The organism is Allobaculum sp. JKK-2023, from assembly GCF_034745455.1.
In the GTDB taxonomy this organism is placed as follows: Bacteria; Bacillota_I; Bacilli_A; order Erysipelotrichales; family Erysipelotrichaceae; genus Allobaculum.
The window spans coordinates 1878217-1903316 of record NZ_JAYERV010000003.1 but is presented as its reverse complement, the minus strand read 5'-3'; the positions used below and the strand labels follow the sequence as shown (position 1 = coordinate 1903316).

The 25100-nt window shown below is 44.4% G+C and carries 20 protein-coding genes and 1 tRNA gene; 5 read left to right on the top strand and 16 right to left on the bottom strand.

The window, feature by feature from the left end; translation table 11 throughout:
* Positions 1-75 precede the first annotated feature (75 nt).
* From U4956_RS07675 to U4956_RS07650, 6 genes are all read right to left on the bottom strand, one after another.
* Entirely contained in the window at positions 76-996 is a 921-nt protein-coding gene (locus U4956_RS07675) for an alpha/beta hydrolase (RefSeq protein ID WP_323089964.1), read from the bottom strand.
* Positions 997-1648: 652 nt separating this feature from the next.
* A complete protein-coding gene (locus U4956_RS07670) occupies positions 1649-2458 on the bottom strand; it encodes a hypothetical protein (protein ID WP_323089963.1) in 810 nt (269 codons plus the stop codon).
* Between the two features lie 421 nt (positions 2459-2879).
* Positions 2880-4136 carry a zinc-binding dehydrogenase gene (locus U4956_RS07665; RefSeq protein WP_323089961.1) on the bottom strand — a complete coding sequence of 419 codons (1257 nt, stop codon included), beginning with the start codon at positions 4134-4136 and terminating at the stop codon, positions 2880-2882.
* 153 nt (positions 4137-4289) lie between these two features.
* Entirely contained in the window at positions 4290-4748 is a 459-nt protein-coding gene (locus U4956_RS07660; RefSeq protein ID WP_323089960.1) for a PTS sugar transporter subunit IIA, read from the bottom strand.
* A gap of 302 nt (positions 4749-5050) precedes the next feature.
* Complete coding sequence (locus U4956_RS07655) at positions 5051-7096, bottom strand: transcription antiterminator (RefSeq protein ID WP_323089959.1); 2046 nt, start codon at positions 7094-7096, stop codon at positions 5051-5053.
* Positions 7093-8805: a PTS mannitol transporter subunit IICBA gene (locus tag U4956_RS07650; protein WP_323089958.1), complete on the bottom strand. Its 1713-nt coding sequence runs from the start codon at positions 8803-8805 to the stop codon at positions 7093-7095. Before U4956_RS07650 ends, U4956_RS07655 begins: the two co-directional genes overlap by 4 nt.
* A gap of 1057 nt (positions 8806-9862) precedes the next feature.
* On the opposite strand from U4956_RS07650, the gene acpP reads away from it, so the two are divergent.
* Positions 9863-10093 (top strand): acyl carrier protein, encoded by a 231-nt coding sequence (gene acpP / locus U4956_RS07645; RefSeq protein ID WP_323089957.1) that lies wholly within the window; start codon positions 9863-9865, stop codon positions 10091-10093.
* A gap of 374 nt (positions 10094-10467) precedes the next feature.
* On the opposite strand, the gene U4956_RS07640 is transcribed toward acpP, so the two are convergent.
* The 3 genes from U4956_RS07640 to U4956_RS07630 form a co-directional block, all read right to left on the bottom strand.
* On the bottom strand, positions 10468-11823 hold the full coding sequence (locus U4956_RS07640) for an MATE family efflux transporter (protein ID WP_323089955.1): 1356 nt from the start codon (positions 11821-11823) through the stop codon (positions 10468-10470).
* A gap of 369 nt (positions 11824-12192) precedes the next feature.
* Complete coding sequence (locus U4956_RS07635) at positions 12193-12438, bottom strand: GNAT family N-acetyltransferase (RefSeq protein ID WP_323089954.1); 246 nt, start codon at positions 12436-12438, stop codon at positions 12193-12195.
* A 193-nt stretch (positions 12439-12631) separates the two neighbouring features.
* Positions 12632-13252, bottom strand: a complete 621-nt coding sequence (locus tag U4956_RS07630) for a flavodoxin (protein WP_323089952.1) — start codon at positions 13250-13252, stop codon at positions 12632-12634.
* 317 nt (positions 13253-13569) lie between these two features.
* Here U4956_RS07630 and U4956_RS07625 point away from each other — a divergent pair.
* Positions 13570-13653: transfer RNA gene (locus tag U4956_RS07625), tRNA-Leu, on the top strand.
* Positions 13654-13817: 164 nt separating this feature from the next.
* Here U4956_RS07625 and U4956_RS14410 read toward each other — a convergent pair.
* The 5 genes from U4956_RS14410 to U4956_RS07600 all read right to left on the bottom strand — a co-directional run bounded on the left by U4956_RS14410 (position 13818) and on the right by U4956_RS07600 (position 19745).
* On the bottom strand, positions 13818-14144 hold the full coding sequence (locus tag U4956_RS14410; protein WP_416347420.1) for an HAD family hydrolase: 327 nt from the start codon (positions 14142-14144) through the stop codon (positions 13818-13820).
* A 365-nt stretch (positions 14145-14509) separates the two neighbouring features.
* On the bottom strand, positions 14510-15262 hold the full coding sequence (locus U4956_RS07615; RefSeq protein WP_323091485.1) for an MBL fold metallo-hydrolase: 753 nt from the start codon (positions 15260-15262) through the stop codon (positions 14510-14512).
* A gap of 401 nt (positions 15263-15663) precedes the next feature.
* Positions 15664-17403: a zinc ribbon domain-containing protein gene (locus U4956_RS07610; RefSeq protein ID WP_323089949.1), complete on the bottom strand. Its 1740-nt coding sequence runs from the start codon at positions 17401-17403 to the stop codon at positions 15664-15666.
* A 220-nt stretch (positions 17404-17623) separates the two neighbouring features.
* Entirely contained in the window at positions 17624-18205 is a 582-nt protein-coding gene (locus U4956_RS07605; RefSeq protein WP_323091483.1) for an IS607 family transposase, read from the bottom strand.
* Positions 18206-18839: 634 nt separating this feature from the next.
* Complete coding sequence (locus U4956_RS07600) at positions 18840-19745, bottom strand: C39 family peptidase (RefSeq protein ID WP_323089947.1); 906 nt, start codon at positions 19743-19745, stop codon at positions 18840-18842.
* A gap of 586 nt (positions 19746-20331) precedes the next feature.
* Between U4956_RS07600 and U4956_RS07595 the strand changes: the two genes are divergently transcribed.
* The 3 genes from U4956_RS07595 (at position 20332) to U4956_RS07585 (ending at position 23587) form a co-directional block, all read left to right on the top strand.
* Positions 20332-20856: a GNAT family N-acetyltransferase gene (locus U4956_RS07595; RefSeq protein WP_323089945.1), complete on the top strand. Its 525-nt coding sequence runs from the start codon at positions 20332-20334 to the stop codon at positions 20854-20856.
* Between the two features lie 160 nt (positions 20857-21016).
* Positions 21017-21334 (top strand): type II toxin-antitoxin system Phd/YefM family antitoxin, encoded by a 318-nt coding sequence (locus U4956_RS07590; protein WP_323089944.1) that lies wholly within the window; start codon positions 21017-21019, stop codon positions 21332-21334.
* Between the two features lie 636 nt (positions 21335-21970).
* On the top strand, positions 21971-23587 hold the full coding sequence (locus U4956_RS07585) for a transposase (protein ID WP_323089942.1): 1617 nt from the start codon (positions 21971-21973) through the stop codon (positions 23585-23587).
* Positions 23588-23756: 169 nt separating this feature from the next.
* On the opposite strand, the gene U4956_RS07580 is transcribed toward U4956_RS07585, so the two are convergent.
* Together U4956_RS07580 and U4956_RS07575 are read right to left on the bottom strand one after the other, a co-directional pair.
* On the bottom strand, positions 23757-24461 hold the full coding sequence (locus U4956_RS07580) for an IS200/IS605 family accessory protein TnpB-related protein (protein WP_323089940.1): 705 nt from the start codon (positions 24459-24461) through the stop codon (positions 23757-23759).
* A 39-nt stretch (positions 24462-24500) separates the two neighbouring features.
* Entirely contained in the window at positions 24501-25031 is a 531-nt protein-coding gene (locus tag U4956_RS07575) for an adenylate kinase (RefSeq protein ID WP_323089938.1), read from the bottom strand.
* Between the last annotated feature and the right edge of the window lie 69 nt (positions 25032-25100).

The following is a 25100-nucleotide window of genomic DNA, read 5'->3' as shown; positions in this document are numbered from 1 at the left end:
ATCCATTATGGTTATGAATTGAAGAAAATGTTCCCTGCTCGTTCTTTTCAGGAATCCGCTTCCAGAAAACTGCTTTTAGTCGCGCACACCGGAAGTGGGAACGCCTTTGGCCTGCAGGCCATACAGGTTTTCCGGATAGTCGATATAGGGCGCTAACCATTCGGCGCACTGGTCAAACCATTTGCCGACATGGCGGTTAAAATGGCTGTCTTTACGCGCCGTCGTGCGGTCCGCATTGGCCAGACCATGTTCTCCTTTTTCGTAAACGACCAGTTCAAAGGGCACTTTGGCTTTGCATAAAGCGGTAGCCAGATCCAGAGCCTGTTCAACCGGGACAAGCTGGTCTTCCCCGGTATGCCAGATAAACATTGGTGGGCAATAGTTGGGATCGATATGGTAGATCGGATTCATGGCCTTGACTTGTTCCAAAGTTGGGTCGTCCACGCCAAACCAACGTTCATTGACGGTCATTGGAGTCATGAGCAGTTCTGTTGCAAATCCCTGACGCTCACCAGGTTTTGCAGCATTGAACTGGACGCCGCCATAGCAGTCGATACAAAGATCGACTCTACGCTGTTCTGGGGTGGTGTTGGTTGGTGCATCCAGCCAGGCTTCCTGCCACTGGGTGGCCGCATTTAAGGCAATATTGCCGCCAGCGGAAAAACCACAGACGATGATATTTTTCGGATCAATCAGATACTCATCCGCATGCGCGCGGAAGTAAGCCACAGCCTGCATGCATTCGATCAGACCATTTCTTGGGACGTTCATCACCTGATCCATGACGGTATACCACAAGATTGCCGCGTGGCAGCCAATCGCATTGAAGCGTAAAGCAATTGGTTCTGCTTCACGATCCGAGGTAAAGGTAAATCCGCCGCCAGGAATTACCAGCACAAGCGGCTTTTTCTTGCCGACGTTATATTCTTTCGTATTGTTGAGAATGTACGTTTCCACATAGGCAGTCTTGTTGAGTGGAATGTTTTTACAAAGCATGATTTTCCTTTCCAGCCATCACCTGGCTCCGGCTTCTCTGGCCCTGTCCAACAGATTTGGTAGAAGACTATGATCAGAGCGCCTCTTCATTTTCAGGATAGCGGTTTCAGAAATCCGCGTCAACAATATAATTAAGCGTTTTCAACTTAATTTAGTTATTAATTTACTGAATAATCAAAAATTAAGTTAATTCTTATCTATCCTATCTTTTCTTTCTGCTGGACGACTTGGGGTCTGGACTGCGAGCAGATTCAGCTTTCTTCCATTCTGTTTTCTTCTCTGGATTCCTGTCAGATTTTCACTGGCGCGCCTTGTAAGGATAGAATGGAATTCTATGCCAGAAAGTTCGATTTCTCTTTGGTTCAAGTTTTCCTGATGGCTGTCCTGTTTTCCTTTTTGGTCACCAAAAAAGACGTCCACTTCCGTTGTAAAGGGAATGGACGTCCTTGATTTCGCATTTCGATTCTGATTTCAGACAGAATTTTCAATGCCCCGGCTGTCTGGCAGACCTGGTGTCTTTGAGCATTCTTTTCGTCTTCAGAAATAATTCTTCTCGTTTTGAGACGATCTTTTTCGATGTGGCCAGATGCTCTCTGTTGTCTTTTTTGGATGATTGAACTCCAGCTGAAATTCCAGGCGCGCTCCCGCATTTTCAGTGCAGATAGCCATCACTGGGAATCTCATTGAGAAAATCAGCCGCCAGTTCCAATGTATCTTCTGAATCATCATCCAGATCAGGCATTGGATTCCAGTTCATGAACTTTGCGGCCCGCGTTCCTTCCATGGCCACAAAAAAGTTAAGCGGTCTTTTGTCCAGTCCATAATCAGGCACAGAAGGATCAATGCGGTGGATACTGGCCAGAATGAACATGTCATACGGTCCATCAGGCTTATAGTAAAGACCCTGGGCACTAAAAACGACTTTTTGATCCGCTTCTTCCAGATTCTCAAACCAGTCGTGGACATAGCTTCGATACTGCGCCTCCACCTGCTGGTAAGCATCCCTGTAGGTATGGAAAACGGAGAGAATTGGCTGCTCCATCAAGACATAAGCCTGCTCATGTTTGATGGTATGGCCCAGGCGCTGATAGATCGTCAGATAAAATGGTTTTTCAAAACGTGCATCAAAGGGAACAAGCAGATTCATCAAAATCGTTTCATTAAAGCGCATGGCCACCCCATAGCTGTTGAGGGAATCCGGATTGAGATCTTCCCGTCTGACGCACTGGATTGAATCTGGATCTTTGAGGACATACTTACTGGATTCAAATTCGAGTGCTCCCTCTAATTTATCCTGCATGATCTGATTGGTTAAAATTGCATCCTGATTGGATTTGAAGAAAACAGATGCCTCTTTCCAGTCTGGAAAGTAGAAGGTATCCCCTGTATCCATTTTTCCCGAGTTCAGATCGAGAAAGATTTTCAATGCGACATACCGATTGCCGCGGCTGCCATCCGTCATCTAATGCGGCAACAAAACTCCATCGCTTGATAGCTTGCTGCAAGGAGGAATTGCCGCCTACACCTCCTGTTCGATATTTACAATATTGCTTTAATGATAGCGATTTTTACAATTATTGTCAGAAAACCGGTTCGATTTTTTCACTTTTCACGCCTTAGTGTAAAATTTTTACCACTATTTTTAATATTCCCTTTTTCATTCATCATTTAATCGCTCATCCAATCAAAAATCAAAAACCAGTCTGGGGAAGACGGGTTTTTGACAAAACTGACTCGGTACGAATCTATCGGTTAACCGGAAATGACTGGGGAAATCAGATCCGGTGTTCTTTGTGAAAGGAAATGCTTTGCGGATGAACGATTTTGAAGATCGGGATTTCTAAACTTCAGGATCATTCAATTTCATTCAAGCTTATTTTATCTTATGCCGCGTTGAAATGTTCGAGAAGCATTTTTTCGGCTTCAGCGGACCAGAGGCCTTTATTTTTCTTGCAGACTTCATCCAGTTCTTTGAAGAACGGATCGGTTTCGCCAAGTTTGCCGAAATCATCAATTGCGGTCATTGGCATGTTGATGTGGGTGTAAACCAGTTTTTTACCACCTGGAACGTTTGGCAGATTCTTTGTTGTTTCAACAACGGAATCCAGACCGCCAACATGAGTCACCATAACGGCCGAATTAATCAGGCCAGCTGCGTTTTTATCGATGGCTTCTTTCATATCATCGATTGTTCCACCAGTCGAGCCAATGACTTTACTTCTGGAGTAGTGGGAATCATACAGGTTGATCTTCGCTGCAAACTGTGGATTGGATGGTCCGGCAAATAAGTTCATGCAGCCATCATAGGCCATGATGGAGTTGCCCAGTTCGCAGACTGCTTCATTTGGAATGTAAACGAAGACATCATCATAACCATGACCATCGGTTAAGGCCATCAGTTCTTCTCTCTGGTTTTCCATGTTTGCGGTGTTGACATAGATCAGTTCAACGCCATGTTCTTTTGCTTCTTCTTCAGAAATCACTTCGCGGGCTCTGGCAATGCGTTCATCTGAAATTTCAGTAACCACAATGCGTTTTGGTTTATTTTCAAACGTCAGGCCATAGGAGATGGCTCCCAGTCCCATTGGGCCGCAGCCGCCAAGAATAATGATGTTGCCGCCTTCTTTGGTTCCCATGACATGCTGGTAAGTACCAGGAACAGTGTGGTAGTTGGTGTGGTAGCCGCCGATGCAGCAGGAAACTGGTTCGGCTACGCTGGATGCGAAATAGGCATCGCCATCAAAGGTCCAGAGGCATCCCGATTCAATAATGTGGTTTGGGAAGATGCAGTATTCGGTGTCGCCGCCACAGTACTGATAGGAATATCCTGGAGATTCCATCTGGCCTGGGATTGCTGGCTGCTGAGCAAATTTCTGACCAGGTTTAAACTTATCCTGCCATTTTTTGCCGACTTTCACGATGTCCCCTGCAAATTCATGGCCGATGATGATTGGGTGATCATAGACATCGTTTGGAACACGTTTGTGTTTGGCTCCCTGTTTCACTGTTTTCCATGTGGACATGCAAATGGAGTCAGATACAACTTTGACGAGAATTTCGTCATCCTGGATTTCTGGTAATTCGATTTCGTCGAGGCGGATATCATCCACACCATACAGACGGACTGCTCTAGTTTTCATAGTTTCTCCTTCTATCTCTATCTCTATCTTTATCTTTAAATCAGAATTGGTTTAGCTTTGTTGGATGTGATTCTTTTACTCCCACGGATCAGATGGAATGGTCCCATCTGATCCAACAGGAGTGGTCAGCACTGTCAAGTTTTCCAGTCTGGATTAAGCAACAGTCAGGATTTCGCAGATTTTTTTCGGATCGGAACGGACAACCGTTTCAACCATTTCCATATCCCCAAGTTTTTCAGCGATGTTCTGGAGGATCGTGACGTGATCTTCAGTGGAAGCCGCGATACCGATGACGATACGGACTCTTCCACCGCCCCATTCAATACCCTCTGGGTAGATCTGAACTGCAAGACCGGTATTGAGTACGCAGTCTTTTACTTCGTATTCACCATGAGGAATGGCGATATCGTTACCGATATATGTGGTCAGATCGTGGTCACGGTTGAGCATGCCTTCGATGTAGCCTTCCGTAATGTAGCCGCCATCCAGCAGCATTTTTCCTACCGAACGGATGGCTTCATCAGAGTTTGCAGCTTTGCATCCCGTGCGGATATTTTTAGCGTCGAGGACTTTTGGAGTTTCGTTTTTCTTTTTGCGGTTGAAGAATGCCATGATGTGTTCTCTCTTTCTGTTGACTTCCTTTTGGACGGACCTTCCGATGACAAGGCCTGTCTCTATTTTTATGCGTTTTTTGCAAATCGATTTTGGTGGGTTCTATTCTTTATGCCTGGCTTAACGTTTTGATCAATGAGAAATCAATCAAGCCGGGTGAGCGGTAAACCTTTTGTCTTTTCTATTTTTTATGGGTTTCTATTTTCTATGCGTTCTATTTTTTATGCGTGCCCAGATTTCCTGGACCTATTTTTTATGCTTCAAGCGGGGGCTTCATCCTGAACCATCGCCGGACTTTGGCTTTAGCGATGGACCGGACTGACTGTTTCAAGCAGTTCTTCAAGCAGGCTGACCGCCCGGCTTGAATTGTGAGTTTTTAAAGCTTCCAGCCAGCTTTCGCTGGTAACCAGTCCGCTGTTTAATGCGGACAGGACTTCCCGGTCCAGCTTGGTTGCTGTATCAGGCATTAAGGAGACGGCCATGAAGGTGATGCCTTCAAGTTCTGGACTGGTAAAGGTTTTGCCTTCTGGAATGAGGATAAAGTATTCCAGACCTTCCAGATTCGGGGCACTGGCATGCAGCAGGCCAAAGCCTTCATCATGGCTGATCACTGAACCAAGACTTTCGCGTCGTTCCAGAGCTTCTTTTACCAGATCACTTCGGGATCGGGAATGGCAGGCTGCCTGTTCGATCAGGTCCGCAATGGTTGACTGAGCGCAAGTCGGAATCAGCGCAAAGCTTTCTTCTACTTCCAGACAATCCTGAGACCATCTGGCGGTTTCTTTCATACGGGAGCGGAAATTTTCGCGTCCTTCTTTTCCTGGCTCAGCTGGTTTCTGACTGATCAGATCCAGCATCTGCTCAACAGCTTCCAGATCCTGACTGGTTAGCAGCGGTGATACCTGAACAACCGGAATGTTCATATCGACCAGAGGATAACTGCTGATCAATAAGGAAAGATCGGGCAGATCGTCCAGCTGACTGAAACTTAGCGTCTGTAACACCATCCGATTGGGGAAAGTCCGCTCCAGTCTGGCTTTCATCATGGCGCTGGTGCCAATCCCTGATGCACAAAGCACACCAGTTGGGACTTTTCGCTGCTTGTTGCGCTGGGCCAGTCTTTCAACGGCTGCCCCTGCGTGGATGGTCAGAAAGCCGATTTCATCTTCAGAAATCGCAGTCAGAGCGTAGGGTTCCAGTGCTTTAGCCGCGATACGGGTTCGCTCAAACAAATCCTGATAGTCTTGTTTGAGCCGTCCCAAAAGCGGATTGTGAATGGGAATGCCGGCTTTCAGGCGGACCAGCGTGGGTTCCAGATGGGCAACCAGACCTTGCATGTACTGGCCATCAGAACTGAGCAGCGAACCCAGTGGTTCACCATAAGCGGCGCACAGCTTACGGGCCGTCTGAAGGAGAAAGTCATCTTCTTTACCAACCGTTTTTTCATTTTTGGTGGGAACAGCAAGGGAACTTCGCCTTGCTCCTTCAAGATGCAGGGCAATAAAGCCAATTTCAGCAGACGGGAATTTCAGATCAAAGCTTTCTTCAAGAACACTGGCCAGTTTTTTTGCTTCCGTCAGATCCAGATTCTGATCGACTTCCCCAAGAATCGCTTCGCCCTTTTCGATTCGTTCAATGGCAATAACCAGGTGTACGATCAGAGAAATATAGGATGTCTGTTCATAACGGTTCAGCTGCAACTCTTCCTGATGTTCTTCGAAGGTTTCCAGCACTTCATGGAGGATGCGCTGGTTGAGAAGTTTCATAATGCCTGTTTCCTGAGCGGTCTGAAAAAGATCGTCAAACAGGCTTTTTGCGTTGAGATACTCGATTGGAGCCGGTTCAATGGATTCATGAATCAACTCACTCATCGCCCTTCGAATATCTTTTTCGCTTCCAGAAAGCTTGCCGCTCCGGCCGGCCTGCAGATTAAAGCGGGCCAGCCAGGGGCGTAAAGCTTCAAGGTCATTGGAGATGGTGGCTTCCGAAACCTGAAACTTGTAGGCTCGGACGCTCAGTTTTGTGGCTTCCGGCCTTGACAGCAGGTCGTAAAGCAGCAGTCGGCGGCGATCCTCTTTATTGGAAGCCTGATGACTGGTGCCTGACAGGCTCTCAAACAACCGGGCACGGCTTTCATCATCGCCTTCCAGGCGGATGCCTTTTCCAGGCCTTGAGACAAGCTGTACCCCAAGCGGGGCAAGCAGCTCATCGAGACCATCCAGTTCCCGGAAGATTGTCCGGCGGGAAACCTGGATTTTTTCAGCCAGCGTTTCCATGCTCAGATATTGATCCGGTTGTTCCAGTAAAACTCTCAGAATTCGGCGGACGCGATCAGAGAATTCAATCACCCAATCACTTCCTTGACGATTTCGTCATATTCAGGACCACCCATGAAGTTGGTGATCGGGAAGATTTTGGCATTTGGTACTTTTTCTCTGGCCCGATCGACTAAGCTTTCGTGGGTAATGACGTAATCGACATCCGGTAAATCGTTAATGGCATAGTGTGGAACGTTGATCTCTACGCCAGCCGCTTTGAATTTCTTTGTCATGACAGCAGCGCCCATTGCGGAAGATCCCATACCGGCATCGCAGGCAAACGCAGCAGTAAAGTTTTTCTTCTGAGGAGCAGCGGTTGTTTCTACAGCTCTTGGTGCGCTGGAAGATCCAGCATGGGCAGCCCCACACAGCGTTGCAACGATTCCATCGTATTCAGTGCCACCCATAAAGTTGGTAACTGGGAAGATTTTGGCGCCTGGTACTTTTTCTTTGGCGCGGTCAACTAAGCTTTCGTGAGTAATGATGTAATCAACTTCTGGTAAATCGTTAATGGCATAGTGTGGAACATTGATGTCCAGACCAGCAGCTTTCAATTTTTTTGTTACAGCAGCAGCGCCCATTGCAGAGGATCCCATGCCAGCGTCGCAGGCAAAGGCAACAGTAAAGGCTGGTTTAATTGTTGTCTGGGCCGCAACAGGAGCAGGAACAGCCTGACCTTTAGACTGGGATTTCGAAGCTTTCACGTCCTGAGAAGCTTTTTCCATATCGCCTTCTTTACCAAAGGCTTTTAACAGAACACAGTTGACGCCGAAGGAAACAGCAGCAGCTCCCAGAATGGAGAGGATGACTGCGAAGTAGCTTCCAGGTGCACACATACTCAGGATTGCAATGATCGATCCAGGAGAAGCAGCGGATACCAGACCACCGCCAAGCAGGCTGTTGATGATAACGCCTGTGCATCCACCAGCAATCAGACCTAAGATCGTGATTGGGTTCATTAAGACGAATGGGAAGTACAGTTCATGAATTCCACCGAAGAATTCAATGATCATGGCACTTGGTGCAGAATCTTTAGCAGAACCTTTACCGAATAACCAATAGGCAGCTAACAGACCAAGACCAGGACCAGGGTTGGATTCAATTAAGAAGAAAATCGATTTTCCAGTTTCAGCAACCTGATCAAGTCCAAGCGGAGTAAAGATACCGTGGTTGATTGCATTGTTTAAGAAAAGTACTTTTGCAGGTTCTACCAGGACACTGGTCAGCCATAACAGACCGTGGTTAACCAGCCATGTAACGCCAGATGCCATTGCGTTTGTCGCAACGACGCAGACCGGTTCGATAACCAGGCAGCCCAGGATGGCCAAAAGGAAACCGAGAATTCCAGCGGAGAAGTTGTTCACGAGCATTTCAAATCCGTTTGGAATTTTTCCATCGAGCATCTCATCGATTTTCTTGATGCACCATCCACCGAGTGGACCGGCAATCATGGCACCGATGAACATTGGCTGTTCAGCCCCGGCGATAACGCCGATAGCGGCAATCGCGCCAACCATTCCACCGCGATTGCCATCGACCATGTGACCACCCATGAAGGCGATCAATACGGGCAGCAGGTAGCGCTGCATTGGATCGACGATCTGAGCCAGCGTTGCGTTTGGCAGCCAGCCGTCTGGAATAAAGAATGCGGTGATTAATCCCCAGGCGATAAACGCGGAGATACAGGGCATAACCATTGCAGAGAGGAAACGCCCAAATTTCTGAACTTTCTGTTTCATGTGTTTCTTCCTTTCTCTTGGTGATTTCATTCTACCTGGCCATGAAAAGGCTAACAATCGATTCCAAATGAGCTTTGGCGCTTGACAACAGTGCCATTTTTTCTGTTTTTCATGGCTTTGATGCCAGTGCCAGAAGTTAAATCAGATGCAGATGCCACGCGCTGCAGCTGAAATATGATTATTTAAAAAAGGTTTAGTTTTCTCATTTTTCTTGCTTTTTTCTATTATTCAAATTGTCATCATTCCCGAAGTGTTTTCAGGCGGATCATTCATTTTCTGCAATATTCAATTTACTTTTAGCTCTATTATTTTTATACGAATAAAAAAGCCCCTGAAAAAATTTCAGAAGGCGCTGTTTGAAGTCAAAATGTAAGAAATAAGTAATTATACACGTGCAATTTAGACGATAACGCCCTGAAATGCAGTACTAATAAAAATGGGATAGTGAGTTTCGGGACTATAGATAAAACATAAAATATGCTTTAACTAAAGAATATATTTTCAACTAATCTACAAATAAGTTATTTAATTGTTAGCTATTTTACCTTAGTCATATTATGACTAAGGTAAAATCCCGCATATTAATTAATTTAGCTTACTCACAACGACTTCAATATACTGCACTTAAAGTTATCTATATTCTGCTAGTATGTATCTTCTCGGGGTATATATTCGCTTTTTTAGTTCTGAAAATGTGGGAGTTATCGTTTAGATATAATTTCATAAAATCCTGGATATAACATATATTTTTTAAATTACGGGTTGCACGAGTAGAAATATACGTAAGAAAAAATATAGAAGAAACAGGCACATAGCAATCCAGACAACAGGCGCTGTAAAACAGATTCCGATAGAGCCGGCTTTTGGCACGATGATATTAAACAGTTCATATTTGATCACCGATATCCGACGACCGGGACCCCATAGGATCTATCAGAACAGATAGGACGCAAAAAAGACAGCTATTTTATATTTCAGTCACCACTCTGTTTACCGAAGATACTTTCCATGCTATGCTCCAACTAACTTTGATCATCACCATTTTAGGAGAGAGAGAATGAATATGTTAGGAAAAATTAAAGAGTTGCTCTGTACAGGCATCGGATTCGATCCAAAAAGTATCACACCCGAGGCGCGCCTGGTCGAAGACCTTGAAATGGATCCCATCGACACTATGGAACTAGCTATAGCGCTGGAAGATGAATTTTCCATTGAATTCCCGGATGATGAGTTTGCCCATCTAAAAACCGTACAAGACGTAGTTGACTTCGTTGAAAAGCAACAATAGATACTTTGGAACTGGACCAAAAGAATTTTACTCCTGTTAAAACACCATAACGCCACCGCTTTGCAGCTGCCTGAAAGAAAGTCGGCAAACGAATAACTGATGGCTGTCCACCTTCAATTCAGTCTGTTGTTCATCCACATAATTCGCCAAAACGAACAAATAGCCGCAAACGCGCTCCTGTCGAGCGTGTTTGCGGCTATTTCATTTTCACTCAGCGGTGTTCTTTATTTTGGGCAGCTTAGAGGGCGGGGCTTCCGTTAAATCCAGTCGGGCGATCTCTTGGGCTGCTGGACTATCCCTGTTGAGAATGTATAAAAAACCTCTGGAAAATTCAGAAGCACTCTCAATCAGACTCAAGCAGAAGTAAGTGATGGTCAGAAAATCCGCGGTGCAATAGAGTGTTCTTTAAACAGCGGATTTTTCAGGTAAAAATAGATCAGAAACAGGCACATGGCAATCCAGACGGCCGGTTCTGTAAAGCAAATCCCGATATACCCGACTTTTGGCACAATAATCAGTGTAAACAGGATCTTGCCAACCAGTTCAATGACCGATGAAATCACCGGCACCGTCTTCTGGCCCATGCTCTGTAAAGAAATTCGCAGATTCAGCAGGACAGCCAGCACCGGAAAGAAGGGGACGTTGGTTTTCATGTACAATTCCCCCGTATCCAGAACCTCTGGCGTGCTGGAACCCGAAATCAAAGCCACAATCTGTCTTGCAAAAATATAGATAATCACCGTCAGAATCACACCATAGTAAAGACCCAGCCGATTGGAAAAGGCAATTCCCTGCTGAACCCGGTTATATTCTTTTGCTCCAACATTCTGGGCGACAAAGGGGGAAACCGCCATCATGATCGAGAAAATCGGAAGATTCAAAATGGAAAACAGTTTTCTGGCGGCTGTATGGCCCGAAACAATCAGATATCCCTGCACATTGATACCAATCTGTAAAATCAGCGTTCCGATGGAAACGATGCTGGACATCAACGCCATGGAAAGACCCATTGTGGTCAGATTGCTGACCATGCCGCCATCCCATTTAAAATCCGAAGCGGCCGGAACCAAATCTTTGCGCTTGAAAAAGACCCAGGCCACGCACACAACCAGGGAAACGCATTGCGCAATCAGTGTCGCCCAGGCCGTACCCGCCACTCCCATGTTGAAGGCGGTAATAAACAATAAATCCAGACCGATATTCAGCATTGAGGAAATCATCAAAATCACCAGCGGCGTCACAGAATCTCCCGCTGCCCGCAGCATCCCGGCTGCCAGATTATAGAAAACCGTTATCGATAGTCCCATACAGATAATCGAAATATAAGAATAGGACATCTCGAAAATTGCTGCATCGGTTTTCATAAACGTCAGGATCGGCCGCAGACAAACGCTCATGACTACAGACAAAACAACAGAGACAATCAGGGAAAGAAGGATCGATAGACCAACGACCCGGCGGAATCCTTTGTAATCTTTTGCGCCATACTTCTGGGCAGCGATGACACCCATCCCCTGGCCAAATCCATTGGAAAATCCAACGACCAGATCAAACAGACTGGTCACCGCCCCGACAGAAGCCAGGGCCAGATCTCCCAGGTTATAGCCGATAATGATCGTGTCGCAGGTGTTATACAGCGTCTGGAACAGCTGCGAAAAAAACAGTGGAATCGCAAACAGAATCAATGCCCGCTTGTAGGATCCACTTGTCAGTGATTGTTGCTTGAACATGGTTTCTCCTTTTCTCTTCTCTTCTTCCTTATATTAGATGCATCAATATTAGATGCATCAAATATTAACTGCTTAGTATCATAGTCTTACAGACTAGCCCAAAAAGTATCTGATGGCTCACAAGTCCCTGTTTTTCGCCAGATTCTTACTCTCCCGTTCCCTTTTAAAGGGCTTTCAAAAACGAATGAGATTTCAAAGATTCATACCCATATCAACATGGAGTCCAGTCATTCTGAACACAAAAAATCAGCCCCAAAAAAAGAGACCGACGAATCGATCTCTTTGGATGAAACATTTAAGTTGGATTGTTCCAGATTTATTTTTAGACAGGCAGACTATGGCCGATGTACCTTCAATCTGTACTGGATTTCAGCCCAATACTTTCACGGCGTACGAGCAAATCGGAACAATTTCAGCGCCGGCTTCTTCACCAGCTTTGGCAACCATCAGCACCAGTTTGCGGGCAATCCCCTGGCCTCCATACTGGGGCAGAACTTCAGTATGGGTAATCAGCCACTGATTTCCCCGAATCTGGTATTCACAGACACCAATCAGACTTCCATCGTCATAAACAGCCGAACTCTGGTTCTGCGGCTCGCATTCAAAATGAAGCATAAACACATCCTCCACAATTAACTGTAATTTTCTGCCGTTCAGGCAGTCTGTACAGTCTGAGTGTACCATTGGGCAAGGAATTCTTTGGCCTGGACGCCGCCAATTCACTGCCCTGCCTCCACCTGCAAGACGATCTTTCTGAGGGATGATTACTTCTGGTTATTTCCGATTTTTAAGATGGATGGCCTTTTCTTTACTGGGCTGAAAGCCATTCCTGGATTTCATCTGAACTTGGGCTCGAGGAAAAACGAACGCCTTCTTTCCAGTCCCCGCCATTGGCAATTTCAGAAAGCTGGACGGCACTTTCCCCGACACCTGAAGAGACAGAAGTACAGAATGGATATACGGTTTTTCCTTCAAAATCGACAGCCTGGACAAAGCTGCTCATTGGCCATCCCGCAATCCCCCACCAGATTGGATATCCAAGATAAACAGTCTCTACACTATTCCAATTGTCTGGTGTTGTGGATTCAAGAGCGATTGTTCGCAGGGATTCATCATCATGTTCTTTCGCAACCCGGCTGTCTGGGTCGTTGTAGTTCAGATCTTCGTCTGTATAAGGCTGAACTGGCGTTACTTCAAAAATTGGCGCCCCGGTCTGTTCAGAAATCAGATTGGCGGCTTCCATTGTATTTCCAGTGGCGGAGAATACAACAACCATCGAAGTTGGTTCATTGCCTGTCAAACTTCCAGTACTGGCTGAAGAAGCAGAAGCAGCGCTCGATTCAGCCAAAGAGCTGCCAGTGCTGCTGGAACAGGCGGCCAGAACGGTCATCATGACCAGGGAAAACATTGTCTTCCAGATTTTTTTCATAGGGGGTCTCCTTTCAGACATGAGTGTCTTTTTTGAATTATTCCAACCATACCTTGCGATAGTAACAATCGGTCAACCTGAATTTTCAGTTTTTGGCACAATCTTTCATAATTGTGATTTTATCTGGTAATCGTACTCTAAATATTCTGTGATTCTGGTCAGCTGATGATGAGAAAAGAAACACCATAAGAAAAATCATTCATTTTTCGTTCATTTTAAGCAATCAAAAAAATTCTCTAAAAAATTATGAAAAACGATTTGCCTATTCCCCTAAAAAATGTTAACTTGAATAGGCGTTCAGTTGCTGAGCGACAAATGCGGTTGTGGTGAAATGGCAGACACGCTGTCTTCAGGCGGCAGTGGGGCGACCCGTGTGCGTTCGAATCGCATCAACCGCACCATTTTAAAAATTATTCCGGCAGGATTCAGTCCTGCCGGTTTTTTTTTCGCCTTTCGTGCAGTTCCTTCGCCAAAACACGACTTCACCAAGTTGATCTTCCTTCTTGCAACTATTGTCTTAAAGTTTTCTCAATGGCTTTCTTTAGATCCACAAAGGAGTTTACAGTCACCACTGGTTTTTCCTGATCCCAGTTCGTACATGGCAGCGCCGGTCAACCCAGATTTTCTTCCACCCAAGCTTCGTTGCCGGCACGATATCCCACCAGTATCCTGCAGCAATATGGATATGGTTCTTTCCATCTCTCAGATACTGCTTTTCAGCTATCCTGAAAAACGATAGATCCGGCTTGTAACAATGGACCTCATCTGCAATGACCGCGCCATCAAAACAATGGTCCAGAACCTCCAGATGCTTCTCCCTCCTCAAGTGATCAGTATTTGACAACAGAACAAGCTGCCATCCTCTGTCATGAAGCTGATGAAGAACTGGCAATACGTCCGCAAATGGCCTTGCCTCTTCATACGCCTTCAAAACACGATTTGTGTTTTTTTAAATCCGTCAGTTCTCATCTCAAAATCAACAAATCGAAGAATCTCTCGGATCAATTGCTCAAATGAGCGAAAGGATTCTCCATACATCAGCCGATCCTCGTAAGAACTGAAAAACGTCCAGGCTTTCTTTGAATCAACTCCATATTCCTAGGCAATCTGCCCGACACACGACAGATCCAGCAGCGTTTCATAACAGTCAAATGTCAATACACCCAAATCATTATCCATAGTCAAATTCTTCTCGAAATCGCATTCGTTCTGCCAACAGCGCCCACACGATTCAAAATATGGTTTTGGTTTCTATCCTTATTTTTTATAAATCAACCGCTCACCGAGTCGTGGCAGGGCAATGCCTCCTTCAGGATAGTGTTCTTCCATATTCGAGACAAAATCGAGAACCGAGCAGGTATTGCCCATGATCATATCGTAATGGCAGGGGATCAGTTGTCTGGCCCGGGTCATTTTTCCAGCCATAACCGCTTCATAGGCTGAGAGATTACCAATACAGTTGCGAGCTGTGCGGAAATAATCCTGGCCATTAATCGGAACAATCATGCAGTCTGGGGCTTCCATGGTCTGCAAGTGATCAATCAATTGTTCGCAAAGTAAAGTATCACCCAGATGAACGATCTTTGCGGGACCAATTTCCATCTCATAGCCAAGATTCAGATCCTTTCCCTGCTCATCTTTGAGAATTTCAGGATGGGCGGCTGAAAAAGCAGAAATCCGAATATCCTCGAAAGCTGCATGCTCTCCATCGTTCAGACCTACAATATTTTCATTGGGAATTCCATCTTCAATCAAAGTCTGGACGATTCCTTCTGGAACAATAATTCTGATTTTGGGGTTGGCCTGATAGAGTCCCAAAATCGTCTTTTTGTCATAGTGGTCTCGATGGCCATGGGTGCATAAAACGACATCAACCACTAAACGCTCGGGTGGAAATGGGACTTCATAATACCTTCTTGTCTTCCCATCCTGATCTTTCAGATCACTTAAAACCAGGTCAATTGCGATTTTCTGATCACCATGCTTAAAGACAAAACCAGACTGCCCGATATACCAGAGGGCCCTTCAATAAATGAGTAGAATTTGTCCTTGGAGGGATAAAATGTACTCACTCCTGCCTGCGAACAGTGTTCGGCATTAGCCGGCGGTCGAAGGGTTAAATTGAATGGTGATCCAAAGCCTTGTCTTTTGGACTCCACTCTGAATCTTCAATCTTATCTAAGTCCCGCTTTACGCACCGCACTTTCCGGGGAAAGTACAGCTTGTAATTTTAAGGGGCATACCCCAATCTCGCAGAATTGGTCCCCCTCAAAGCCCGTCCGGCGCGGTACAGGCCTGAGTTTTAAGAAACCCGAAGATTTCACAAAACAGCTCCGGCCGGGCTTGATGAAAGCTCGGACAGTCATTATGGCTGTCTATTCATTTGTTTACTTGGTTAGTTAGTTAGGGAGTTATGGTGTTACTTGACTGGTTACTTGTTTTACTTCTTGTTTTGTTTCTTGTTTTGTTGCCTGCTGATTCTTTAACTGCTCGATTCTCTCTTCATAAAGCTTCTTAATGCTCTCTCGGGGAGTCCATTTGGTGATTTCTGGATGATTCTCATAAATCCATACAAGATTGGACGCCGCATTGATATCGGCGTTCATTTCTTTGTGCACAGGACAAAACGCCTTTTCATGAGCTGATTTGTCGCGGATAACCTTTGCTCCGCAGATGTGGCAGTACTGGGAACTGTAGGCCTGGTTGACATACGAGACTCCGATCTCCTTCAGGCCGGCTTTATATTCGATTCTCTCCTGCAGGACACCATACATCCATTCCGAAAGCAGGCGGTTCATTCGCTTATACTTGCTGGTTGCCCCTCGGATATCCAGATCTTCCATTACAATATGGCCGATATTCTGGTCTGTCTTCAGGACCAAAGCAATTTCTTCGTTGATCAGGCATTCCAGGTGGGCCTGGATCTTTCTGGACTGGCGGGCAAAGGACTTTCTACCGCGGATATTGTTCTTTCTGATCCTTTCTGCCTTGCGCAAAAGCGAGTATGTCCGTTCTTCGCAGGCTTTCTTTTCCTGAGGGGAAAGATCCGGTTTTTTAGATGCAAACTTCTCCAGGTCAGCCCGCTTTAAAAGATTTTTTCTTCGATCCCGCATTCGGTTTCTCTGAACTCCTCGGGCACTCAGAAAATCAGAAGCAGGATAAAAGCATTCTTTGTAAGTTCTTTGGTCTAAGGTTTCAGCCGCCTTGCTCTTGTTTTTGCGCAACGCCTGTTTTTTATCTTCAGTTTTCTTCTTTTTAAGTTCAGCAGACAAAATATTATTGGAAGTGCTGAGCAAAGAAGTAATTCCAGCATCTACGCCAACGTTCTTCTCTGACTTGGAAGGATGGTTTCTTACTTCGACAAGTCTCTGAAAAACCAGACGGTTTTTTTCACGGTCATAGAGCACAGTAAGGTTGCCTCTGGTCTTTTCTTTTTTGGATGTATAGAAAATCCCCCGGAGTTTGACTTCAAATGGCTCCTGTTTTCCTAACCCCATCAGCTGAATGATTGTTGTATTCTCTTCATGACGGATTGTATAACCGTTTTTGTCAATTCTCATCCAGCTGCCTTTGTTGGTATGAACTGGTTTATGGTACTGTCGATACCTTCTTGCCGCATGAGTGAGAAGCCGGTGGATTCTGACAGGATCGCATTTTTTCAGGCGGCCAGCGATATCTTTATTGGAAATCTCCAGAGGCTCAAACCGATGATTTCGAATGATTGGTTTAAACAGCGAAGGCGTCTTGACCACATAAAATACAACTGAGGCTTCCTGGGCATTCATCTTGTACTTCGTATAGAGTTCATCCTTGATACGGCGGATGATCTCTTCCTCCATGGATTTACGGTTTGTGATGATAGACTGCATAGCACATGTCCAGAGCCATGAAGGAAGCATTCCCTTTGGAAAAGAAATACCCGTCAATTTAGCTACGTGATTGGTCGTATCTTTAAGAAGCTGTCGTTTTTCAGCGCGGATTTGGTCCCGGCACTTTTTCCAGGACTTTCCCATCAACTCAATGGAACAGCCAAAAGGAGCAAGAAGGTTATAGGTTTCTCTCCAGGCGAGAAATAAGTTATCTGCCTGTCTGCTCTGGTTTTTGTCCAGTCTGACGGACACCATCTGAATTGTTTTTTTCGATCGACTCATCTTCGTTGTCCTCCTTGAGCAGTTTCCTGGTTTCTTCAATTATTTTCTTATTCGGATCTTGTGCGATGTTTGTTCTAAGACTTTGCTTTCAAGTGATTATGAAAATTTTCAATCTTCCATTAATGACTCGTTGATATAGAAATCACTCCTATGTCTATTGGGCAGATTACTTATGAAATTTTTCAAAATTGTGAAACAAACTATTCGGAACAAACATTGCTCAAGATCCCTTATTCTTGTTGCTGCATGAACCATATAAGCGGCCAGAAAAAACAGTAATGATGGCAATCAGGTCATCTGTGAGTTCCTGCGCACTGTTTCGTTCTTCTCCCTGATTGATGATTACAATTTCTGTCTCCATCTTTTTGGCAAGATATTCAACCAGTTCAAAGCCGAAACGCAGCAGGCGGTCTTTGTGGGTAATGACAATGTGACTGACTTTTCTGTTTATAAGCAGATCTATCAGTTTAAGCAGACCTGGCTTTTTGTAATTCATTCCAGATCCAATATCCTCAATAATCTGGTATTGCCAGCCCTGCTTCTGCATATAGATCTCAACAACATCTGCCTGCCTTTCCAGGTCCGCCATTCTTTTCTTTGTAGAAACACGGCAATAACCAATGGCGGTTCTTTGCGACTTTTCTGGAGTCTTCCCAAGATAGACATCCAGCTCTTCAGAATCAAACATATAATGGCCGCCAATAGAAAGATGATAAGGCAGGTTATCAGTTTTGATCATTCTGTACAAAGTATGTCTGCTAACTCCAAAATACTGGCAGACCTGCGCGCTTTCTATTTCTATATTTATTGTACATCAGACGCAAAAAATGCGCAATAAAAAGATCGGAAACGCATTTATTTTATTTATCCAGATGGGCCTGACAAATGTCCCTTTCATGGTCAGGTTGACTAAAAACGTTCGCAATTAATGATCATAACAAACTCTAAAATGTTGATTTCAGGCGTAAACGTTCATATATAACAGACAAAAATTGCTTTTAGCGCTTTTGTCGGTCGCATCTTATCCATTATTGAATCTCAAAAGCATCTTTCAGAGGGCTTTCATCCCCATGGCAAGCCGTGGCGTATTCGCCTAGCTTGATAACAAAGGACATGTTGGTGACGATGGACATGCAAAGAATAGTGGACAGGTGAAAAATGGAGGATGAGCCGATAACGGAATTTCAATCATTTAGCCCTTATTATTTTAAAATTGCCTTATTTATCCAACTGTTAAATCCCGTTTCATCTTTGCTGAGCTGGGTCTGCTCGATTTCATCCAATAGCTGTTTTTCCTTTTTCATCCAGATTTTTTTCATGATCAGATTCTCCCTATTTCCAGAATATGCCTTTTCCTTTTTTATTGGCACTTTTTAATCGATAGAATTGTCTGGTCAGATCGACAGCGGCTTGTTTCTTTTTGACGATCTGCAATTTTACCAGATATATCCTGGTTCGGCGCATTGGTCCATCGCCCGCAAAAAAAGATTGATGTCAAACCAGTGCTCTTCCTCGTTCTCGTATTCAATCAGGTAAGAAGGATCCTCAATGCGGATTTTCTGGATTTCTCCCTCCGGCGAAACTTCAATACCATTGATCAGAACCACATGGGCCGCTGAAATATTTAAAGAGGGATACAAAACGCTAACATCAACGGCTGCTGAAAGGACATCCTGACTATCCATATCTCTTTTCAGACGTCGCAAAAAGGTGCTTTGTTCGTCGGCTGAAAAGCTGCCAGTCTTGCCAATCCACGGCCGAAAGCCAGGCTGCTCATCCGACTGCACCTCGGCGCCAAATACATGAACACTCGCCACTCGAGCCAGATCGGCATATTCCGTCCCTGTTACGGAAGAGGTGTTCAGCTCCTGAGCCAAATTGCTTTGACTGGCTTCCAGGCCATAGTGGCTTAACAACATCTGCATCACCGCTGGTCCGCAATACCAGCCATTTTCCTGAACTGAACGCGTCACGGGGTAAACGATCCGTGTCGGCGCTGGCTGTGCAGCTTGGCTGACAGAAGACTTGTCTGGTGAAGATGAATCTTGTTGAGGGGTTTTCTGGCTTTGCGACTGCATGCTGGCAAGAACAGGATCATTATTTTCATTGAATTCTGGCTCTTGGGCTGATGCTGCATTCTTTTCGACTGAACTTTGGGCAATAGTTTTTTCAGACTGTGGTTGAGAATGTTGAGAAGATTGGGCAGTCTGTGACGTGGAAGATTCGGTTGCCTTTTCGGCAGATCTAGAAGGGGTATCTGTACTTTGCGCAGTATGGCAGCCGCCAAACAAAAGGCCGGTCAGGCACAGAAACAAGTTCATTTTTTTCAAGCTGGTCTTCATTTTGTTTTCACCTCGTGATTTTATTGAACCACACAATGTGAGAAAGCAAAATATAAGAGTGAAAAATAAAGCCTTTTACATTTTTAAAACGAATTATCCTCCTGAGAAAGCAAATCATTGATTTTTGCTTAAACAAGGTAAAAGCATTTATTTTTTCATGCCAGGATGCTAATGGAGACTGTCGGCTGTCCTTTACTCTTGATCTGGATGCAGCGAGACCTTGGGCAGGCACGCGTACAGCTGGCTGATGTATTCAGGCGCTGAATCGATGCTTTTCCTTTCGCAAAACCGATCTAGTTCTAGCATCTCAAAAGAAGATCCCCCTGGTTCTGGCCATCTGCACGGTTTCCCTGTTTATGCTTCTGCCCCTTGATTTCTGATCCTCACTATTCAGTCTGCTTTTTCTGATCCAATCCATGGAAATCCACCCAAAACTGGACAGATTTCTATTTTTTACTGGATGGACGTGATCAATAGTCTGCTGTAAAAAGCCATTGGCGGCTATCGTAAAGACAATACGTTTTGCCTGGCTAAAGCCAGCAGCAGGAATTGATTGGCCAGGTTTTTTCAGAAAGGATTTTTCATTATGAATTCAGCTTCCATGTTCACTTTACGCCAGGCTCAGCCTGAAGATTTTAACAGTGTTTGTACGCTCTACCAGAAAATTATTGCCAGTCTGGAAAGCCGGACTAATTTTCCCTTATGGACCTGGGGCGTTCATCCTTCCCAGCAATCATTAAAAGAGGCATTGGACAATCGGGAAATCTGGCTGTTCGAACAGAATGGTCAGCTTTGTGGGAGTGCCCTTGTCAACCGGGTTTTAGAAGGAGAAGAGCAGGTTTCCTGGCAAGGTAATGATGCCTGGTGTATTCATCTTTTTGGTATCGATCCAGTGCTTGGCGGTAAAGGGCTTTCCGATCGCTTTTTACAGGGACTTCTGGCCATTCTCAAGGAAAAGAGGGCAGATTCCATTCGTCTCAATCTGATTGAAGGCAATGATCCTGCCCGCAATCTGTATACCCGCAATGGATTTGAGCATCGTGGTCACTATTCTGTATGGTTGGACGACGAAGGATTTCTCCCCTTTGAAATGATGGAGCAGTTGTTTTAATGTGAAGAAATACATCCATATTTGTTTTAGAAATCATTTAAAAATGGAACGGTGAAGAGTACAGTTTACAGGCCAATCTGCTGATCCATTCATCAATCTCTTTCCACTTTTTATTGTTTTCGGCGATACTGGAATTGAAGAAAAGAAAGAAGCAGATTTTATGCCTTCTGTTTTGAGTGCCAATACCATTCCCATCAGCTTGTTCGGTCATTGTGAATCTGAAAAAATCTTTGAAAACGTCACTAAACAGGGAACCATGGTGGTCACGAAGAATCATCTGCCAGAATGCGTCTTAATTTCTCCAATGGAATATATGCGGATTGTAGAAGAACTGAACGATCTTTCACTCCTGACCGTTGCCACGGATCGGATGGCCCACTTTGATCCTTCCTCTTTGATCTCGGAAAAAGAAATGTATCGTCGTTTCAATCTTACGGAAGCAGATCTTGCTGAATTTGATGAAATTGAAATCGAATAATTGGAATTTGGACTGACGAAGAAGCCTATAAAATTACCCAGGCGAAAACAAAAAAAAAAACGCTCCTTCTCTAAAGAGTTGAGCGTCTTTTTGGTTTGGTCTGAACCTGTCGAAATACCAGAAGCCATCGTCAGTAAAACCCATCTTCTTCTATCCAGTTTTCGTCTGGCGTATCTTCAATCGGGTATTTTCAGTATTCAGGTAATGACAGCCAGCGGTTTAGACTGGTCGCTATTGCCTTCGTCCCTCAAATCCCCTTTTCCGTACATACGCCTGACGGTAAAGCAATCTTCCTGAGTACTACAAAATTCTCCGCATAGTTCCACCAGGTCCTTTAGTCAGGCGAACCTGACTAAAGGGCCTGGCTTCCCATACGGGGAGTGCATCCCATAGACCCGGAAAATTCAAAATTGTCCCATAAAGCAATGATTCCCTTATCTCTTGGAGGAGAAACGACAGTACAGAACACTTATCCTGAGATAAGTGCAAAAGAGGTACTACATGACCATTTTGCCTGTTCCGATTTTTATGGAATAAAATTTAAACCATAGATAAAGCATCTGTTTTGATTTTCACTTTAGGACTCCTATAATTTGTGTAGTACCACCTGAGACTACACAAAGGAGGGTGCTAAGCATGCCATTTATCAAACTTCGAAAAGTTAAAATGTCTTCTGACGGAACAGTGCTTTCCGGTTCGGCTGGACTCATTGATACGGTATATGTCAAAGGAAAAGCATCTCACTCACGACAAATCCTGCGGGAAAATCTTGGCAAGGTGATTTGGATGGCCCAAAATCACCGATCAGGAATATTTTTGTCTCCTTCAAGAGGCCTGATTGAGTATTCTGCTGACCAAGACAAATTTTCTGAGGTAGACAGGGGCGATTTACGATTGCCAAAAGATCGAACTTTTCCAGATCCACCTGTCCATTCCATTTTTGGAGATGTTTTTCTTATTGTCAGCTTTTTGAATAATTCTCCTCTTCTAAAGGCTTTAAAGCAGACGTTTTTCAACAAATTGGATCTACAACGGGTACTTATTCATCTCGTCCATACTGTTGCCAAGGACGGAAGCCATATCAATTGCCAAGATTTTACTGCGCGCTCATTTATGGGAAGTCTTTTTCTGGACATACCTCAATGTTCTCTCAAAAGTGATACGTACTACTTTGAGATGATGGGTGACGATGCAACCAGAACTACTTTTTTTGAATGTTATGTGAAAGAAATGCGCCGGTTTTATCCCGGCTTTGGCAAAGGATGTTATGTAGATTCGACACCTCTTCCAAATGACATTGTTGATAATCCGTTCAATGCGCTGTGCTGTCATGGAGTAAGTGGATCGACCGTGATGACTCGCCTGGTTATGATTCTTGATGAGCAGACAGATCTTCCTGTCTGGTATGACATTATTCCAGGAAACGTTATTGATCTGAATACAATTCTTTACGTCATGGAAGATGTCAAGATTACTCTGGACATAGAAATAGATGATTTTGTTCTTGATGCCGGATATGCTTCCAAAGAACTGTTTACTGCCTATCACATCGGAACAGAGAAAAAGTTCATTGTTCGATGTCCGGCCAGGCGGGGCTATCATACTCAGACGATATACAGAGAAATCAAATCCATGATACCTAGAGGTAAATATGAATTTGTCCGTGACAGACATCTGTATTTTGGCTTCCGTAAGAAAGGCAAGCTGTTCGGGCAGCCTGTTTACTACTACATTTATGTAGATAAAAATAATGCCCTGCAACACCATCGAGAAGCAGTAATGAAAGATCCAGAGCGTTTCAAAAAAATGTCTGACAAAGATAAGGATTGGGAATCTGTCAGATATGGATATTTCATTTTGATTTCCAATTATGATGCAACGCCCGAGGAGATTCTGGACAACTATTTTAACAGAGTGGACATTGAATTGGCTTTCAGAACAGCCAAAGAGTATCTGCAGCTTTTACCGTTAAGCAAATGGACAGATAAAACTGTTAGAGGTAAGATTCTGAACGATGTGATCAGCTTAATAGTTTATTGTGGAATTCGTGAAAAAATATCACCGTCTGGAGAATCTATGCCATCTGTTTTTGGGAAAGTTTCTTCATTAATGTGTCTGGTCGACCACAATGAAATAGCTCATATTGAGACGCCCACCAAGAAGGTCAAAGAGTTCGCCAAACTTCTGGACATAGAAATCCCAGGGACATTGGATGTTAAAAACCTCCAACGCAGTTTGTTGACCAATCAATAATGTAGTACCACTTTTTGTCTCATCTCAGGCTTATTAACAAAAGTAAAAACATATCGGACGAAGTCATCATCCGTTCAAAAATATAAACTATGAGTGTTACGGACTATTGGTGTCAAATAAACATAGAAGGCAGAGTTGGCTTATCGGCCGTTTCATACAAATGGCAATATCAGGAGTGGAAGCCTCTGGTCCTTTGAGCAATCAGCCATGCGGCTCCGGAGTGAATATTCATTTTACGTGCTTTACAATAAGGTCTTGCATGTTTAGATGTATAAGCTGGGTTTACTGCTGTGGCGGTAACCCCTTCTTTAAAACATCTTCTTTGAAGTCCTTGTTTATATTGAGAATAGGCCAGGCTGTGGACCATTCGATTATAGTCTTTCCCTTTTCTGGAACTTGCTTTCAAAACGGAAGACTTGGTCTTGATAAAATCTAAATCTTCATAAGCGATATCTTTACCGATACTTCTGGCCCAGGAAACAATTTTCTTGATTGTTTTAAGAAGTTCGTCTTTTCCCTGGGCATTCTTTCCATGGTTGGGGAGTTCAAATCTTTTGAAGCCCAGGATATTTCCTGACTCATCCGTTTCACAGGCCTGAATAAACCCTTTGTTAAAGTCAAGACCAATATTTCCGTGGCTGCTTTCCGTAGACCAGGGCACAGAATCTTTTTCAAATGAAACCTGCAGATACCAAGCCTTTCCTCTTCTGAGAATTTTTCCTGTCAACGGCTTCTTGTCAAATGAATTGTTCTTATGTCTTAAAAGCTCTTTATCCAGTTCGTCCAGATGAGCTGATCTGCTTTCACCAGGAGCTGGCCGCCAGTTGAATTTAACTTTTCCCTGTACTGCCTTATCTCGTTTACCAGACTTCACCGGTTTTCCTGGCAGCACAGAGAGAATATAAACCCCCTTTCATTCCCCTTTTTTATCTGCTGCTTCAAATTGATGCAAGACTCGGATCGCCTGCAAACAGTCTTCGATCTCTTGATGAGAGTGAAGAACAAAAACAGTTTTGCCAGAGCCATAGTCTTTCAGAATCTTTTCAATCTCGGGCAGATTCTTCTTAGGAAACTCCAGAATCCACTTCTGAAAATCCGGATCAAACTCTGTTTCCTGCCAGGGCAGATCGGGTCTTGGTTTCCCGATGCGGTTCTTTGCCTGTTCAAAGCAGATTTCAACCGGCAGATCCAGCAGAAAAACCGTATCGCATCGTTCCAGCCGTTCTTTGAGCGTCCGGCGATAGTTTCCATCCAGAATCCAGGCGTCTTTGCTCAGAACGGATGCCAGCTTTTTATCAAATTCTTCCTGCGAAACATGACTGCCATCAGGCAGATGCCAAAGTAAATCCAGATAAATCAAGGGAATGTCCAGGATTTTTTGCAGCTTGCGGGCCATCGTACTTTTACCGCTTCCCGCACAGCCAATAATCAGTATGCGCTTCATAGCTCTATTATCGCATCTGCTCATCAAAAGAATACCTTGATCGATGCTCAGCCTGGATTCTTTCAACCT

What these genes read in the sequence shown, in the direction of transcription:
- U4956_RS07650 (WP_323089958.1), bottom strand. Translation starts at nt 8,805, where the DNA reads ATGAAACAGAAAGTTCAGAAATTTGGGCGTTTCCTCTCTGCAATGGTT.
- U4956_RS07630 (WP_323089952.1), bottom strand. Translation starts at nt 13,252, where the DNA reads ATGAAAAAAATCTGGAAGACAATGTTTTCCCTGGTCATGATGACCGTT.
- U4956_RS07640 (WP_323089955.1), bottom strand. Translation starts at nt 11,823, where the DNA reads ATGTTCAAGCAACAATCACTGACAAGTGGATCCTACAAGCGGGCATTG.
- U4956_RS07665 (WP_323089961.1), bottom strand. Translation starts at nt 4,136, where the DNA reads ATGAAAACTAGAGCAGTCCGTCTGTATGGTGTGGATGATATCCGCCTC.
- U4956_RS07595 (WP_323089945.1), top strand. Translation starts at nt 20,332, where the DNA reads ATGAATTCAGCTTCCATGTTCACTTTACGCCAGGCTCAGCCTGAAGAT.
- U4956_RS07610 (WP_323089949.1), bottom strand. Translation starts at nt 17,403, where the DNA reads ATGAGTCGATCGAAAAAAACAATTCAGATGGTGTCCGTCAGACTGGAC.
- U4956_RS07670 (WP_323089963.1), bottom strand. Translation starts at nt 2,458, where the DNA reads ATGACGGATGGCAGCCGCGGCAATCGGTATGTCGCATTGAAAATCTTT.
- U4956_RS07635 (WP_323089954.1), bottom strand. Translation starts at nt 12,438, where the DNA reads ATGCTTCATTTTGAATGCGAGCCGCAGAACCAGAGTTCGGCTGTTTAT.
- U4956_RS07600 (WP_323089947.1), bottom strand. Translation starts at nt 19,745, where the DNA reads ATGAAGACCAGCTTGAAAAAAATGAACTTGTTTCTGTGCCTGACCGGC.
- U4956_RS07675 (WP_323089964.1), bottom strand. Translation starts at nt 996, where the DNA reads ATGCTTTGTAAAAACATTCCACTCAACAAGACTGCCTATGTGGAAACG.
- U4956_RS07590 (WP_323089944.1), top strand. Translation starts at nt 21,017, where the DNA reads ATGCCTTCTGTTTTGAGTGCCAATACCATTCCCATCAGCTTGTTCGGT.
- U4956_RS07575 (WP_323089938.1), bottom strand. Translation starts at nt 25,031, where the DNA reads ATGAAGCGCATACTGATTATTGGCTGTGCGGGAAGCGGTAAAAGTACG.
- acpP (WP_323089957.1), top strand. Translation starts at nt 9,863, where the DNA reads ATGAATATGTTAGGAAAAATTAAAGAGTTGCTCTGTACAGGCATCGGA.
- U4956_RS07660 (WP_323089960.1), bottom strand. Translation starts at nt 4,748, where the DNA reads ATGGCATTCTTCAACCGCAAAAAGAAAAACGAAACTCCAAAAGTCCTC.
- U4956_RS07585 (WP_323089942.1), top strand. Translation starts at nt 21,971, where the DNA reads ATGCCATTTATCAAACTTCGAAAAGTTAAAATGTCTTCTGACGGAACA.